The 15,380-nt window shown below is 31.4% G+C and carries 14 protein-coding genes and 1 other annotated feature; all 14 genes read right to left on the bottom strand.

What is annotated here, in order from left to right:
* Window positions 1-7: 7 nt before the first annotated feature.
* The 14 genes from mltG to ABF633_RS04620 all read right to left on the bottom strand — a co-directional run bounded on the left by mltG (window position 8) and on the right by ABF633_RS04620 (window position 15,378).
* Window positions 8-1,036: an endolytic transglycosylase MltG gene (gene mltG, locus ABF633_RS04685; protein ID WP_415522485.1), complete on the bottom strand. Its 1,029-nt coding sequence runs from the start codon at window positions 1,034-1,036 to the stop codon at window positions 8-10.
* Window positions 1,037-1,058: 22 nt separating this feature from the next.
* Window positions 1,059-2,882 (bottom strand): translational GTPase TypA, encoded by a 1,824-nt coding sequence (typA, locus tag ABF633_RS04680; RefSeq protein WP_415522484.1) that lies wholly within the window; start codon window positions 2,880-2,882, stop codon window positions 1,059-1,061.
* A 245-nt stretch (window positions 2,883-3,127) separates the two neighbouring features.
* Window positions 3,128-4,795, bottom strand: coding sequence for a ribonuclease J (locus tag ABF633_RS04675; protein WP_415522483.1), 1,668 nt, complete (start codon window positions 4,793-4,795; stop codon window positions 3,128-3,130).
* Window positions 4,796-5,007: 212 nt separating this feature from the next.
* On the bottom strand, window positions 5,008-5,472 hold the full coding sequence (locus tag ABF633_RS04670; RefSeq protein ID WP_415522482.1) for a Fur family transcriptional regulator: 465 nt from the start codon (window positions 5,470-5,472) through the stop codon (window positions 5,008-5,010).
* A 60-nt stretch (window positions 5,473-5,532) separates the two neighbouring features.
* Window positions 5,533-5,799 carry a DUF1292 domain-containing protein gene (locus ABF633_RS04665; RefSeq protein WP_415522481.1) on the bottom strand — a complete coding sequence of 89 codons (267 nt, stop codon included), beginning with the start codon at window positions 5,797-5,799 and terminating at the stop codon, window positions 5,533-5,535.
* Window positions 5,800-6,022: 223 nt separating this feature from the next.
* Entirely contained in the window at window positions 6,023-6,445 is a 423-nt protein-coding gene (gene ruvX / locus ABF633_RS04660; protein ID WP_415522480.1) for a Holliday junction resolvase RuvX, read from the bottom strand.
* A gap of 57 nt (window positions 6,446-6,502) precedes the next feature.
* A complete protein-coding gene (locus ABF633_RS04655; protein ID WP_003441965.1) occupies window positions 6,503-6,760 on the bottom strand; it encodes an IreB family regulatory phosphoprotein in 258 nt (85 codons plus the stop codon).
* 75 nt (window positions 6,761-6,835) lie between these two features.
* Window positions 6,836-9,475 carry an alanine--tRNA ligase gene (alaS, locus tag ABF633_RS04650; protein ID WP_415522479.1) on the bottom strand — a complete coding sequence of 880 codons (2,640 nt, stop codon included), beginning with the start codon at window positions 9,473-9,475 and terminating at the stop codon, window positions 6,836-6,838.
* A gap of 157 nt (window positions 9,476-9,632) precedes the next feature.
* Window positions 9,633-9,803 (bottom strand) — a binding site (T-box leader).
* A 115-nt stretch (window positions 9,804-9,918) separates the two neighbouring features.
* Window positions 9,919-10,932 carry an AI-2E family transporter gene (locus ABF633_RS04645; RefSeq protein WP_415522478.1) on the bottom strand — a complete coding sequence of 338 codons (1,014 nt, stop codon included), beginning with the start codon at window positions 10,930-10,932 and terminating at the stop codon, window positions 9,919-9,921.
* On the bottom strand, window positions 10,922-11,428 hold the full coding sequence (locus ABF633_RS04640) for a PRC-barrel domain-containing protein (protein ID WP_415522477.1): 507 nt from the start codon (window positions 11,426-11,428) through the stop codon (window positions 10,922-10,924). Before ABF633_RS04640 ends, ABF633_RS04645 begins: the two co-directional genes overlap by 11 nt.
* Window positions 11,429-11,553: 125 nt before the next feature.
* On the bottom strand, window positions 11,554-11,982 hold the full coding sequence (gene nifU / locus ABF633_RS04635; protein ID WP_415522524.1) for a Fe-S cluster assembly scaffold protein NifU: 429 nt from the start codon (window positions 11,980-11,982) through the stop codon (window positions 11,554-11,556).
* A gap of 5 nt (window positions 11,983-11,987) precedes the next feature.
* Window positions 11,988-13,181: a cysteine desulfurase NifS gene (gene nifS / locus ABF633_RS04630; RefSeq protein ID WP_415522476.1), complete on the bottom strand. Its 1,194-nt coding sequence runs from the start codon at window positions 13,179-13,181 to the stop codon at window positions 11,988-11,990.
* The gene (locus ABF633_RS04625; RefSeq protein WP_415522475.1) at window positions 13,174-13,614 is read right to left on the bottom strand and encodes an RrF2 family transcriptional regulator; all 441 of its coding nucleotides are present in this window, start codon (window positions 13,612-13,614) and stop codon (window positions 13,174-13,176) included. The genes nifS and ABF633_RS04625 overlap by 8 nt, the downstream gene beginning before the upstream one ends.
* A gap of 327 nt (window positions 13,615-13,941) precedes the next feature.
* The gene (locus ABF633_RS04620; RefSeq protein ID WP_415522474.1) at window positions 13,942-15,378 is read right to left on the bottom strand and encodes a glutamate synthase subunit beta; all 1,437 of its coding nucleotides are present in this window, start codon (window positions 15,376-15,378) and stop codon (window positions 13,942-13,944) included.
* Window positions 15,379-15,380 lie beyond the last annotated feature (2 nt).

Here is a 15,380-nt window from a genome sequence, read left to right as displayed (position 1 = left end):
CTCCAAACTAATTGGAACCTTGAGTAATCTTTTTAACTTCTTCAAATTTTTTATAATCCTCTGTAAAGAAGTGAGTTCCATTGTTATTTGATACAAAATAAATATAATTTGTATTACCTGGTTTTAAAGCTGCTTCAATGGATTTTAATCCCGGGTTACATATAGGTCCTTCCGGTAATCCATTCACATAATACGTATTGTAATTGGATTTAATCTCTAAATCCTTATCATATAATTTATCCTTATGATAACCCAATGCATACTCTACTGTAGCACAGGATTGAAGTTTCATATTTTTATTTAATCTATTATAGAATACTGAAGCTATTGTACTTCTTTCTGTATCCTTTTCAGCTTCTCCCTCAACTATAGATGCCATAGTAATTATATCGTCATACTTGCTTTTATCTAAAGAAATATTGTCTTTTTTAAGTAAGCCGCTAAATTGCCTATCAAAATGTAACAACATTAAATCTATTATTTCTTTTCCATGCATATTCTTTTTCAATTGATAAGTATCCGGGAAAAGATATCCTTCTAATTTATATTTTCTATTATTATCATTCTTAATATAATCTGGAAGCTTATAATCACTGATTGCCTTTATGAAATTATCTTTAGTTATAACCTCTTTTTTATCCAGTAATTCTGCAATTTGTGATAAATTATAGCCTTCTGGTATGGTTATAAATACTGTATTTTTATCAAAAACTCCATTATTTATATTCTTTATAAATTTATCTATACTTAAGCTATTTGAAAGAGTATAAAGTCCCGGTTTAATATTACCGGGAGCTTTTTTATACTTTATATAGGCTTTTATAAGGTTAGGATTCCCAATGAGCCCTTGTGAATCAAGTCTTGATATTACACTATAAAGTGTATCTCCATTCTTTATCTCAAACTCTTTATCACTATTAACTATAAAAGGATGATTTAATGAATCTGATATATATACGAATAAAACAAGTAATATCATAATAACTATAGAAATATTAATAACTACCTTATTTTTTCCTTTATATATATTTCCCATATCGCTACCATCCTACATATTCCTATTTATTTCTACTTGCTCTTTTTCTAAGGTTTGAATCAAGTTCTCTCTTTCTCATTCTTATACTTTTTGGAGTAACCTCAACTAATTCATCAGAAGCTATAAATTCAAGACATTTTTCCAAACTCATTTCTCCTATAGGAACTAATTTTAATGCATCATCGGCACCAGACGATCTTGTATTTGAAAGATGCTTTTTCTTGCAGACATTAACATCAATATCATCAGCTCTTGAACATTCTCCAGCTATCATTCCGGCATAAACTTCTGTACCCGGTTCAATGAAAAGTTTTCCTCTTTCCTGTGCATTATATAAGCCATAAGTTATAGCAGTTCCTGGTTCAAATACTACAATTGAGCCTCTACTTCTCTCTGGGATTTCTCCTCTGTACTCTTCATAGTCATCAAGTACACTATTCATTATACCATTACCCTTAGTATCAGTCATAAATTCATTTCTAAAACCAATAAGACCTCTTGATGGTATTTTGAATTCCAATCTTGTGTAACCATTTATAGCTGATGTCATGTTTTTAAGTTCAGCTTTTCTTGGTCCCAATTTTTCCATAACTACGCCCATGAATTCTTCTGGTACATCAATAGTTAAATTTTCTATTGGTTCAAGCTTTTTACCATCTTTTTCTTTATAGATAACCATTGGCTTTGAAACCTGGAATTCATAACCCTCTCTTCTCATTGTTTCAATAAGAATTGAAAGATGTAATTCTCCTCTTCCACTAACTTTAAAGGAATCAGCTGAATCAGTTTCTTCAACTTTTAAACTTACATTAGTTTCAAGTTCCTTATTAAGTCTATCTCTTATGTGCCTTGAAGTAACAAAGTCGCCCTCTCTACCTGCAAAAGGTGAATTGTTTACCATAAAATACATACTCAAAGTAGGTTCATCTATATCTACAAATGGAAGTGCCTCTGGATTAGCTGCATCTGCTATAGTTTCACCAATATTTACGTCTTGTATACCTGAAACAACAGCTATATCTCCTATCATTACTTCATCAGTTTCTACCCTTTTTAATCCTTCATAAACAAAGAGTGAAGATATTTTAAAATTTTGTGTAGAACCATCTTTTCTAATAGCAGTAGCTTGCTGATTTTTCTTTAAACGACCTCTTTCTACTTTTCCTATAGCAATTCTTCCAACATATTCATTGGAATCGATAGTAGTTACAAGCATTTGAAAAGGTGCTTCTAAATATCCAATTGGAGCCTTTACATGCTTAATTATTGTGTCGAATAATGGCTCCATATTATCGCTTTCATCTTCGACTTCATATTTTGCTATTCCATCTCTTGCAGAAGCATAAATTATTGGGAACTCAAGCTGTTCATCACTAGCACCAAGTTCTACAAACAAGTCAAAGACTTCATTAATAACATCAGTAGGCCTAGCATTAGGTTTATCTATCTTATTTACAACAACTATAGGCTTAAGTCCAAGTTCCAAAGCTTTTTTCAAAACAAATTTTGTCTGTGGCATTGGTCCTTCAAAAGCATCCACTAGTAAAAGAACACTATCAACCATTTTCAATACACGCTCAACTTCTCCACCAAAATCTGCATGTCCTGGTGTATCTACGATATTAATTTTAATACCCTTGTGTATTACGGATGTATTCTTTGAAAGTATTGTTATTCCTCTTTCTTTTTCAAGATCATTAGAGTCCATGACTCTTTCCTGAACTTTTTCATTATTTCTAAATACATGGCTTTGTCTTAAAAGTGAATCTACAAGTGTTGTCTTACCATGGTCAACGTGAGCTATTATAGCTATATTTCTTATGTCATTTCTAGTAAATAATTCCATGTTTTATCCTCCAAACTTAATTTAGGCATCTGAAAATAAATAACAAGTCAAACTGGACTAGCAAATTGGCTGGTTATTTTTTTAATACCTTATGGTAATTGTATTACAATCCTAAGTATTGCATTTATAATTGCAAGAGTCATAAATAAAAATTGGATACTGATTAGCATCCAATTTTACTTTTATCATACTTATTCTAATATTATGTCTATAAAAAGTCAACTTAAAGAAAATAATTAAGTCAATTATATTTCCATAATTATAGGTAGTATCATAGGCTTTCTTTTAGTTTTTTCATATAAGAATAACCTTAAACCATCCTTTATATTGGATTTTATTGTAGCCCATTCGGTTACATGATTTTCCTCACATTCCTTTAGAGCATTTTTAACAATTTCTCTTGCTTCATCCATAAGATCTTCTGATTCTCTTACATAAACAAAACCTCTGGAAATAATATCTGGTCCAGCAATAACACTGCCACTTTGTTTTTCAATAGTAACAACCACAGTGAGAATTCCATCCTGTGATAGATGTTTTCTATCTCTTAAAACAATATTTCCCACATCTCCAACACCTAATCCATCTACAAATACTTGACCTGAAACTACACTGCCATTTTTTCTTATAGAACTTCTTGTAAGCTCAATTACATCTCCATTGTCTGCTATAAGTATATTTTTCTTTTCCATACCAAGCCTTGCTGCAAGCTCACCATGCTGCTTTAAATGTCTATATTCTCCATGAACTGGCATGAAAAATTTTGGCTTCACTAAAGTATGAATTAATTTTAATTCTTCCTGGCAAGCGTGACCAGATACATGTACATCTGCTAATGCTTCATATATAACATCTGCACCTTTTTTAAATAATTGATTTATTACTCTAGAAACTAATTTTTCATTTCCAGGTATTGGTGATGCTGAAATAATAACCATGTCGCCTTCAACAATATTTACCTTTTTGTGTTCAGAGGCTGCCATTCTTGTAAGTGCAGACATAGGTTCTCCCTGACTTCCTGTTGTTATTATCACAACCTTGTCAGCAGGATACCTGTTTATGGCATCTATACTGATCATGGTTCCCTCTTTAGCTGTTAAATATCCATATTCAATGGCAACTGCTAAAATATTTTCCATACTCCTACCTGATACAGCTACTTTTCTATCAAATTTTTCTGCTGCCTCCACCACTTGCTGAATTCTGTGTATATTAGATGCAAAAGTAGCAACTATTATTCTTCCAGTAGCTTTAGCAAATATCTTTTGAAATGTCTCTCCAACTGTACTTTCAGACATAGTATATCCGGATCTTTCAACATTAGTACTATCAGCCAGCATAAGTAAGACTCCCCTCTTACCTAATTCAGCAAATCTAGCGAAATCCGCAACACATCCATCAATTGGAGTATAGTCTATTTTAAAATCACCAGTATGGAAAATTACACCAAGTGGAGTATGAATAGCTATAGCAGTTGAATCCGCTATACTATGACTTGTTCTTATAAACTCAACTGACATAGTATCAAGTTTAATAATATCTCTTGGTTTAACACATACAAGCTTAACAACGCTTAAAAGACCGTGCTCCTTTAATTTTGTTTCAACTATACCTAAGGTGAGTTTTGTTCCATAAACAGGAACATTTAATTGTTTCAAAACATAGGGAAGTGCTCCGATATGATCTTCATGTCCATGTGTTAAAAATATTCCCTTAACTTTTTCAATATTTTTAACTAAATAGGTCACATCTGGAATGACTATATCTATTCCATACATTTCTTCATCTGGAAATTTCAATCCACAGTCAATTATTGCTATTTCATTTTTATATTCTATAACTGTTATGTTTTTCCCAATCTCATTTAAACCACCTAATGGCATAATTTTTATTTTGTCTCTTTCTTTACGCATAACTCTACCCTCCTTTTGCTTAAGTCATATTCAAAGAATTAGAAGGTTAGTATACAGATTATATTTTGCATCCCATTTAATTGATAAAAATTCACAGTACAATCATAAGCAAAACCGCGGCCTAATCTAATACAAAATGCATCTTGTACATTTACCTTACTATCTCCTTTCACATGCCAATATTTATATATTAATTATAAATATTTTCAAATTTATTTTAATTTACTAGATTTATTGCAATCACTGCATAATCCGTAAAATTTAACACTATGATTTTTTATTTTAAACACATACTTTTCTTCAATAGTATGCTCTAAAGATTCTAATAAATCCCCTTCCACCTCTATAACCTTACCACAATTTGTACAAATAAGGTGGTGATGCTGATGATTTTCATTTTCGTGAACAAGCTCATATCTACTACAGCCGTCATTTAAATCAAGCTTACATATAACACCTAGTTCCTCAAGTAAAAGTACAGTTCTATATACTGTGGCTAATCCAATTTCAGGACAATCTACTTTTACTAATTCATAAATTTCTTCCGCAGTAAGGTGCTGGCCCTCACTTTGTATTATTGTATCCAAAACAGCTCTTCTCTGAGGTGTGAGCTTATAACCTTTTTCTTTTAGATTATTTTTTAATTTTTCTATTTCATCTATTGATAACTTAGGCACATAAATCCCCCATTTCGTAAGTAAATAAAGCCTAAATTACAGACCTTAAATAAAATTTTCCTAATTTAGTTCTCCATCTGGGAATAGCGCTTCATAGGCTTCACTTACCATGTTAAATTCATCCTCATCTTCTACGGTATAGAGAATATCATTACCATCTTCATCTATATCAATTCTAAGTACTACAGCTTCAGAATTATCGTTATCATCCTTAGGTGCAACTATTACGTATTCACTTTCTTCAATATCTAATTTAGTTATCACTTCAAAATCTACTTCATTACCATCTTCATCTAAGAGAGTAATATTCGTCACATCATTTTCCATAACAAACCGTACCTCCATTTTATTACTATTTTAAATATTACAATGAACTTTGTCAAATTTTACTTTTATCCGATGACTACCCACTCTAATACTCTCACTGCACTCTGTGAAAGCGGCCAAATACAAAATAAATTTTGTTTTGTCTGCTTTTCTTCAAATGGGAGTAAAGAGTGGCTACGTCCCTGGATAATTCATCTAAACTTAGTGGGAATACAAACTCCCACTAAGTAAGATTCATTGATAAACTATCTAAATATCCTTGTAAAATATAGGTAGCAGCCATTTTATCTATTATTTTTTTACGTTTCGCCCTTGAGAGATCAGCTTCCAGCATAGCTTTTTCAGCAGCAACTGTTGTAAGTCTCTCATCCCACATTTTTACAGGTATATCTATTTTTTTCTTTAAAATTTCGCAAAAGGCTAAAACCTTTTCACTTTGTGGACCCACCGTACCATTCATATTTTTAGGTAAACCTGAAACAATAGTTTCCACATTATATTCTTTGCATAACTTTGCCAATTCTTCTATATCCTTATCCTCATTTTTTCTTCTTATAGTAGTAACTCCTTGAGCTGTATAGCCCAGCGGATCACTTATTGCTACACCTATAGTTCTATCTCCAATATCTAATCCTAAAATTCTCATAATTGACTCCTTTTATTATGCGTAAAATAAAAATAAAAATGCCCATAATGGGCACTTTTATTTTACATTTAAATAAGATTTTAATACTTCCTCCAGTATCTCATCTCTCTCCAGTTTCCTCACTAGAGCACGTGCACCATTATAATTAGTTATATATGTAGGATCACCTGATATTATGTACCCTACTAGCTGATTTATAGGATTATATCCTTTTTCTTTCAAAGAATCATATACTTCACTTAATATAGCCTTTGTCAAATCTTTTTTATTTTTTAATACATCAAATTGGATAGTATTATCATTGTTATTTCCCATTTAAACTTTCACCCCTTTGTGAAATGGTATCAAACTAGATATTTATATTATAAATCATATTCAAGAAAAAGTATACTATTTAACTAATTTTCCCATTATACTTTCAACCTTTGCTATGGCTTCCTTAAGCTTTTCTGGGTTCTTACCTCCAGCTTGAGCCATATCTGGCCTTCCGCCACCACCACCGCCGCAAATTGCAGCTACTTCTTTTATTATCTTGCCACAGTTGACGCCTCTTGATACAGCACCCTTTGTTGCCATTGCTATTAACTGTACTTTACCATCAATACTGCTGCCTAAAACAACTACTCCCTCACCTATTTTGTTTCTTGTTTTATCAGCTAAATCTCTGAGAGAATTACTATCAACATCTTTTAATTCCATTGCTGCAAATTTTATTCCCTTAACATCTTTAACAGACTTTATTATATCATCTTCAGAACCTGAAGCCAATTTTGACTTTAATTTATTTATTTCTTTTTCCTTTTCTTTAACTTCATTTGTAATTATATTAATTTTATTTAGAATATCCTTCTCAGAACACTTTAAATCTTTTTCAATAGTTTTTATCAATTCAATTTTCTCATCAATGTTTTTTAGTGCTTTTAAAGCCGTAACAGCTTCAATTCTTCTTATACCAGCTGCCACGCCAGATTCGGAGACAATCTTAAACAACCCTATTTCACCACTATTATTTACATGAGTTCCTCCACAGAGTTCTTTACTAAAGTCACCTACAGATACCACTCTTACAGCCTCGCCATATTTATCGTCAAATAATGCCGTAGCTCCTGATTCCCTAGCTTCATCTAAAGTCATAACTTTAGTTTTCACATTAAATGTCTCCATCACATTTTCATTTACCAAAAACTCAACTTTTTTTAACTCCTCTTCACTTACAGGAGCAAAATGTGTAAAATCAAATCTCAATCTTTCGTCATCTACATATGATCCTGATTGATGAACATGTTCTCCCAGCACTATTCTAAGTGCTTTTTGAAGCATATGAGTTGCTGTATGATTTTTTGACACTCTATTTCTTATTTCTTTATCCACTTTTAAAGTTATTTTTTCATTTAATTTAACTGTACCCTTTTTTATTTCTACAATATGGATAATTTTATTGGAAATATTTTTTTTACAATCAGTTACTATACCTTCAAAATTATCTCCAAAAATTATTCCCCTATCACCAATCTGACCACCCATTTCACTATAAAATGGAGTCTTTTCAGTAATTAGAATTCCGCTATCCCCTTCAGATATTTCTTTAACGAATTGCTCTTTTGAGATTAGCAGTTCAACTTTAGATACTAATTCCAAATTATTATATCCATCAAATTCAGTCTTTATCTCAGATGGAATTTTATCCAAAATACCATTATTTACTCCCATGTAACTTAATTCTTCTCTTGCCGCTCTAGCTCTTTCCCTCTGTTGCTGCATTTCTTTGTTAAATTCATCTATGTCAATCCTTATGCCCTTATCCTCAAGTATTTCTTCAGTAAGCTCTAATGGAAAACCATAGGTATCATATAATCTAAATGCCTTTTCACCGGATAAAATATTAGCCTTTTCATTTTTAATTTCTAATATGTATTCATTTAAAATAGCCATACCGCTATCTATAGTTTCAGCAAATCTTTCTTCTTCAAGTTTTATGACTTTTTTTATGTAATTGCCCTTTTCTTTCAATTCAGGATAAGCCTTAGATGAATTTTCGATTACTACATCACATAACCTGCCTAAGAAATTTCCTTCTATTCCTAAAATCTTTCCATGTCTTGAAGCCCTTCTTAAAAGTCTTCTAAGTACATAGCCTCTTCCTTCATTTGATGGGAGTATATCATCACTAATCATGAAAGTTGTACTTCTAATATGATCAGTTATAATTCTAATAGAAATATCATTATTTTTGTTTTCTCCATATACTTTTTTAGATATTTTACACACTTCATCCAATATTTTTTTAATAGTATCAACTTCGAATATACTGTATTTGTTTTGCATTATACCTGCTATTCTTTCAAGTCCCATGCCTGTGTCTATGTTAGGCTTTGGCAATCTGTTATAATTTCCATGCTCATCTTTATCAAATTGAGTAAACACAAGATTCCAAAACTCAATAATTCTGTCTTCATCAGCAGCCTTTACAAATTCATCTACAGTAGTGACAACCCCATCTCCTCTATCATAATGAATTTCAGAAGAAGGTCCGCAGGGTCCTTCACCTATTTCCCAAAAATTATCTTCCTTACCTAATCTGAATATACGTTTTGGATCCACTCCAGCTTTTTCAGTCCAAATCTTAAAAGCTTCATCATCATCTAAATATATTGTAACATATAATTTATCTTTTGGAAGCTTTAATATTTCAGTTATAAATTCCCATGCCCAAGGGATTACTTCTTCCTTAAAATAGTCTCCAAAAGAAAAGTTTCCTAACATTTCGAAAAAAGTACCATGTCTTGAAGTTTTACCAACATTCTCTATATCTCCGGTTCTGACGCATTTTTGGCAGGTAGTAACTCTTGTACTCGGTGGCACTTGAAGGCCTGTAAAATAAGGCTTTAAAGGTGCCATACCTGCATTTATAATAAGTAATCCTTTATCATTTTTAGGCACTAGTGAAAAACTAGGTAACCTTAAATGACCTTTACTTTCAAAAAAACTTAAATATGCTTCTCTTATTTCATTCAATCCTATTTTATCCATGGTTATCTCCTCCTGTTATAAGGCAAACTATTAATCCACCTAAAGTTAATGGAAGTTTAGATGAATTATCTAGGTACGTGCTTTTGTCATACTCTATTTAGCAGCTTATTGCATTAGTTAGTTCATATATAATAAAAAGCTTTCAATCCCTGAAAATCCAAGGGACGAAAGCTATAATTCCGCGGTACCACCCTAATTACACATAATTGTGTCACTTAAATAATATAGTTCAGAGACTGCTTCGATAAATTGATTAAGAAGTTTTCACCAGCCACTTCCTCTCTAAATATATCAATAAATATCTACTACTTCTCATCATCACTTTAAAATATTAGCTACATACGATTATATTTAAAATTATCCATTATGTCAATATTAATCAAATAGGGTAATCGAAAAATAAATAACAAGTTACTGCTGACTATTTTTTACTATGCCTTAACTCAATACAGATAATAATTTAAATCTTCGTATATAACTTTTATTACTACTGAAATGGGTACTATAAGTATCATACCTGCAAAGCCTCCAAGTTTTTCACCAATTAGCAATAATACAATAACTAAGAGAGGATGCATGTTTATAGAATCTCCAGTAATTTTAGGACATATTATATTACCTTCTACTAGCTGCAGTATATAAAGCCAGATAGCTGTCCACAATGCTTCTTTAGGTGATTCCATAAATGCTACAATTATTGCAGGAATGGCTCCAAAGATAGGTCCAAAATAAGGTATAATATTAAAGACTCCATTTAATACTGATAGTATTATTGGATAGTCAACCTTTAGAGAGAGCAATATTATAAAAGTGAGTATACTTATTATAAAAGATAGTGTTAATTGACCAACTATATATCTACTCAGATTCTTATCTATGTCTTCCATAGTTTTTCTAATTATATTTCTCCATTTTACACTAAATAAAATTAAAAACTTATTTTTTATACTATTACCATCTGATAGAAAATAATAAGAAATAACTGGTATAACTGCAATGGCTAGCAAATTCTGTCCTACTTTCATACTTAACTCAATTAAGCCGCTTACAAATCCTTTTACTATATAATCAATTTTATTGTATAAAATAAAAAAGGCTCTATTTTCTGAAGGGTTATCTCTCACTAATTTTATCTTTTCATTAATGAGAGTAATATATCTTAAAATTTCTCTACTGGTCTTATTTATACTAATACTTTCCTTAAGCATAGAAGGTATTAAAAATACTATTGAGCCTATTATTAAGGTGCATACACCTAACAATAAGATAATTGATGCAATTTCCCTTTTAATGCCTCTTCTAACTAGGTAATCATTAAAAGGCTTTAACATATATGCTACTATGAAACTAATAAATACAATATAGAATATGTTTCTTATGATTTCACTAGTATAAAATATATAAGCTAATATAAATATTATTAAAATACTTATTATATATTTAAGTTTATTTTTCATTTCCACCATCTTCTAAATTTAATTTATGAAAAATAGTTACAAAATTAAATTTTTTATTTTTATTGATATGAAATACATTTTTATCTCCAATTATATAATCATTTTGTAAAATAACCTTTTTCCCCTGTGTAAAGTTTTGTAAAATCCCTCTAGATATGATTAATCCTTTAATCTTAAAGCTTGATGAATCAAATATTATCTCTTCTATTATGCCATCTATTTCACCTGAATCATCCACAACCTCTAATCCACGAAGATTATCAAAGCTAAAATAAAAATGGTCCTTATTTAATTTTTCTATAATCATATATTGATTAAAAGAAACTATATCTTCAACTAAAACAGTTGAAGATCTTTTTAAAATACTTATACCTGAAATAACAAATCCCTTCACAACATTTTCATTTATGTTTATAAGCAAATCTGTTATAACTCCAATTTTCTTTCCCCTTAAATTATATACATCCATCCATATAAAATCTTTTCTCTTATACATATTACCACCTAAATGTATTGTAACCAGTAAATATATTTTTAATGCACAATAGGCTGTTTTAAAAGCATTAAATTGCTTTTAAAACAGCCTACATATAATTTCATAAACTATCAACTTTAATTGAATTAATTACCATGAACGTGTTCGTGTATACACTCTGAATGAGTCTTCATCTCCCACGCTTCAAGTCCTATACTTTCTCTATAAGCATTTATTGCCTTATGAATAGCTTCTTCTGCTAAAACTGAACAGTGCATCTTCACTGGTGGAAGACCATCAAGTGCTTCTGCCACAGCTTTGTTAGTTAAATCCCATGCTTCTTCAATAGTCTTTCCCTTTATAAGTTCTGTTGCCATACTTGATGAAGCTATAGCAGATCCACAACCAAATGTCTTAAATTTAACATCCTCTATTTTATTATCTTCTACCTTTATATATATCTTCATTATATCTCCACACTGTGGATTTCCAACTTCACCAACACCGTTGGCATTTTCTATTTCTCCAACATTTCTTGGATTTCTGAAATGATCCATTACTTTATCACTGTACATCATAATTATCTTTCCCCTTTCTCTTTTAAAAAATCTTCCCAAAGTGGTGACATTTCTCTTCTTTTTCTAACTATTTCTGGCAAAGTCTCCAAAACATAATCTATATCCTCTTCTGTACTCTTTGCCCCTAGAGTCAGTCTAAGTGATCCATGAGCTGTTTCATGAGGTAATCCTATGGCTAAAAGCACATGAGAAGGATCCAAGGAAGCTGATGCACATGCACTACCTGTGGAAGCATATATGCCTGCATAGTCTAAATCTAACAGTAAAGTTTCACCCTCTATACCAATAAAACTAAAATCTGAATTTCCTGGTAGTCTTCTATCATCACTAGGACCATTTAATTTTGTATAAGGTATTTTTTCCATTATTCCCTTAACTAATTTATTTCTTAAATTATTAAGTCTTTGTGCTTCTTCTTCAAGCTCTGATGTGGCAAGTTCTATAGCCTTTCCTATACCTACAATACTGGCAATATTTTCTGTACTTGCTCTTCTTCCTCTCTCCTGACCTCCGCCATGTATTAAATTTTCTATTTTAATACCACGTCTTATATATAAAGCACCTATACCCTTTGGTCCATAAAATTTGTGACCTGCTAAGGATAATAAATCTATATTCATGTCCTTAACATCAATTTTCACATGACCAATTGCCTGCACTGCATCTGTGTGAAACAATACTTTCTTTTCTCTACAGACCTGGCCAATCTCTTTTATAGGTTCAATTGTTCCAATTTCATTATTTGCAAACATAATAGAAACTAAAATAGTCTTTTCTGTTATGGCATTTTTTACATCTTCTACTTTAACAAATCCCTCTTCATCTACAGGGAGGTAAGTAACCTCAAATCCATTTTTCTCTAAAAATTTACCTGTATGTATAATAGCATGATGTTCAATTGCAGTAGTAATTATGTGATTTCCCTTATTCTTATGTGCAAGAGCTATACCCTTTAATGCCCAGTTATCTGCTTCAGAACCACCTCCAGTAAAGTATATTTCATCTTTTTCAGCATTAATAGCTTTAGCTACTCTTTCTCTAGAAGTATTTATAGCTTTCTTTGTATTGTCTGAAAAAGTATATAATGAAGAAGGATTACCAAATTCCTCTGTAAAATATGGCAACATTTCCTCTAAAACTTCTGGTTTTGTATAGGTGGTAGCTGCATAATCCATATAAACTCTTTTTTCACTCATGTACATTCACTCCTCTAACTTTTATACTTTTGTAATCATCAACCATATCTTGTAATGTTATAGATTTAGTTACATTGTCTATGCTTTCTTTAAGCTTAGCCCAGAGAAGTCTGGTAGCACAACAGCTGCTATTGCTACAGATTCCATCTTCTTCAATGCATTCTGAAATCTCTATAGGTCCTTCAAGTATATCTAAGATCTGATCAACACTTATTTCCCTTGGATCTTTATTTAGAACATAACCACCTTGAGCTCCTCTAATACTCTTTATTAAATCTGCTTTTCTAAGAGCTGAAAATAGTTGTTCTAAATAGTATTCAGAAATACTTTGTCTTTCAGAAATACTTTTAATTGAAACAGGTGTTTTTCCATAGTTTATGGCTAAGTCAACCATGGCTTTTACACCATATCTTCCTTTAGTTGAAAGCTTCATTAGCTCACTTCCTTTATGGTATAACCCACTAATTTTAAACTTGAGTGTTTTACTAAACTTTATAGGATTATAATATCAAACCAGAGTAAAACTGTCAACAATAATTTTGTATTTTTTTTATGTTATATTAAATAAAATTTAATAAATAATAGATATCTTTGATAAATTAACAAAACAAAGAGGTAACCCGCATCTATCCTATAGGTTACAGTTTGTCTCTATCTTATTAAAAATCACATATAAATAATTATTTTTATTAGCAACTAGTTAAAAAGCTGCCACACAATGCATAGATACACATTGTGTGACAGCCCATTTATTTTATAATTATCCTCTTAGTACACTTTCACCCATTAAATACTCATCAACAGCTTTTGCTGCCTGTCTTCCATCATTCATAGCCCAAACTACAAGTGATTGACCCCTTCTCATATCTCCAGCAGTAAATACTCCCTTTACACTAGTCATATGATTTTCATCAGCAGAAATATTTCCTCTGTTGTCTAATTGTAAACCTAGGGTGTTTATAAGACCTTCATGCTGAGGATGAACAAATCCCATTGCTAATAATACTAAATCTACCTCTCTCGTAAACCTAGAACCAGGTACTTCTGTAGGAACAAATCTTCCTGATGCATCTTTTCCCCATTGAACCTTAATCCCTTCTATAGCAGTAACCTTTCCATCTTTACCTATAAATTTCTTAGTTTCTGTACACCATTCTCTAATTGAACCTTCTTCATGGGAAGTAGAAACCTTTAATGTCTTTGGATAAAGTGGCCATGGCATTGTATTATCTCTTTCTTCAGGTGGCTTAGGCATTATTTCAAATTGATACACATTTTTTGCCCCTTCTCTTATAGAAGTACCAATACAATCTGAACCAGTATCTCCACCGCCTATAACTAAAACATTTTTACCTTTTACATCTATAGCTTCTTTTGATACATCATCACCAGCAACCTTTTTATTTATATAAGTTAGAAAGTCCACAGCAAAATGTATACCTTCAAGCTCTCTGCCCTCTATTGGTAAATCTCTTGGAACAGTAGATCCACCACAAAGAACTACTGCATCAAAGTCCTCTGAAAGAGTTTTAACATCATAATTAATACCTATATCGGTATTAGTTTTAAATATAATACCTTCTTCTTCCATCAAATTTATTCTTCTATCTACTACGTCTTTTTCAAGTTTAAAATCTGGTATACCGTATCTCAAAAGTCCTCCTATTCTGTCATGTCTTTCAAATACAGTAACAGTATGACCTACTGAGTTTAATTCAGCAGCCACAGCAAGTCCTGATGGACCAGAACCTACTACTGCCACACTCTTCCCTGTTCTAACCTTTGGTGGATTAGGTTTTATGAAATTTTCTTTAAAAGCCTTCTCAATAATCCCAAGTTCAAGCTCTTTTATTGATACTGCATCAGAATTAACGCCAAGAGTACATGCTCCTTCACAAAGTGCTGGGCAAACTCTTCCAGTAAACTCTGGAAAATTACTTGTTAAATACAATCTGTTAAAAGCAGCTTCAAAATCATTATTATAAACCATATCATTAAAATCAGGCATTAAATTTCCAAGAGGACACCCCCAGGAACAGAAGGGTGTACCACATTCCATACATCTAGCACCTTGTTTGCGTAATTCCTCTTCCTCCATTGGAAGGTAAATTTGTTTATAGTCCTTTATTCTATCTTTAACTGGACGTTTTTTAGCAGTCTGTCTTTTATATTCTTTAAAACCAGTTGTTTTTCCCATAT

The organism is Clostridium sp., assembly GCF_047718555.1.
In the GTDB taxonomy this organism is placed as follows: Bacteria; Bacillota; Clostridia; order Clostridiales; family Clostridiaceae; genus Clostridium_I.
This window is presented reverse-complemented; position numbering and strand designations above follow the sequence as displayed.

Excerpts from the sequence above, each read along its gene's own strand:
- mltG (WP_415522485.1), bottom strand. The coding sequence starts at position 1,036 with ATGGGAAATATATATAAAGGAAAAAATAAGGTAGTTATTAATATTTCT.
- typA (WP_415522484.1), bottom strand. The coding sequence starts at position 2,882 with ATGGAATTATTTACTAGAAATGACATAAGAAATATAGCTATAATAGCT.
- ABF633_RS04675 (WP_415522483.1), bottom strand. The coding sequence starts at position 4,795 with ATGCGTAAAGAAAGAGACAAAATAAAAATTATGCCATTAGGTGGTTTA.
- ABF633_RS04665 (WP_415522481.1), bottom strand. The coding sequence starts at position 5,799 with ATGGAAAATGATGTGACGAATATTACTCTCTTAGATGAAGATGGTAAT.
- ruvX (WP_415522480.1), bottom strand. The coding sequence starts at position 6,445 with ATGAGAATTTTAGGATTAGATATTGGAGATAGAACTATAGGTGTAGCA.
- ABF633_RS04655 (WP_003441965.1), bottom strand. The coding sequence starts at position 6,760 with ATGGGAAATAACAATGATAATACTATCCAATTTGATGTATTAAAAAAT.
- alaS (WP_415522479.1), bottom strand. The coding sequence starts at position 9,475 with ATGGATAAAATAGGATTGAATGAAATAAGAGAAGCATATTTAAGTTTT.
- ABF633_RS04645 (WP_415522478.1), bottom strand. The coding sequence starts at position 10,932 with ATGAAAAATAAACTTAAATATATAATAAGTATTTTAATAATATTTATA.
- ABF633_RS04640 (WP_415522477.1), bottom strand. The coding sequence starts at position 11,428 with ATGTATAAGAGAAAAGATTTTATATGGATGGATGTATATAATTTAAGG.
- nifU (WP_415522524.1), bottom strand. The coding sequence starts at position 11,982 with ATGTACAGTGATAAAGTAATGGATCATTTCAGAAATCCAAGAAATGTT.
- nifS (WP_415522476.1), bottom strand. The coding sequence starts at position 13,181 with ATGAGTGAAAAAAGAGTTTATATGGATTATGCAGCTACCACCTATACA.
- ABF633_RS04625 (WP_415522475.1), bottom strand. The coding sequence starts at position 13,614 with ATGAAGCTTTCAACTAAAGGAAGATATGGTGTAAAAGCCATGGTTGAC.
- ABF633_RS04620 (WP_415522474.1), bottom strand. The coding sequence starts at position 15,378 with ATGGGAAAAACAACTGGTTTTAAAGAATATAAAAGACAGACTGCTAAA.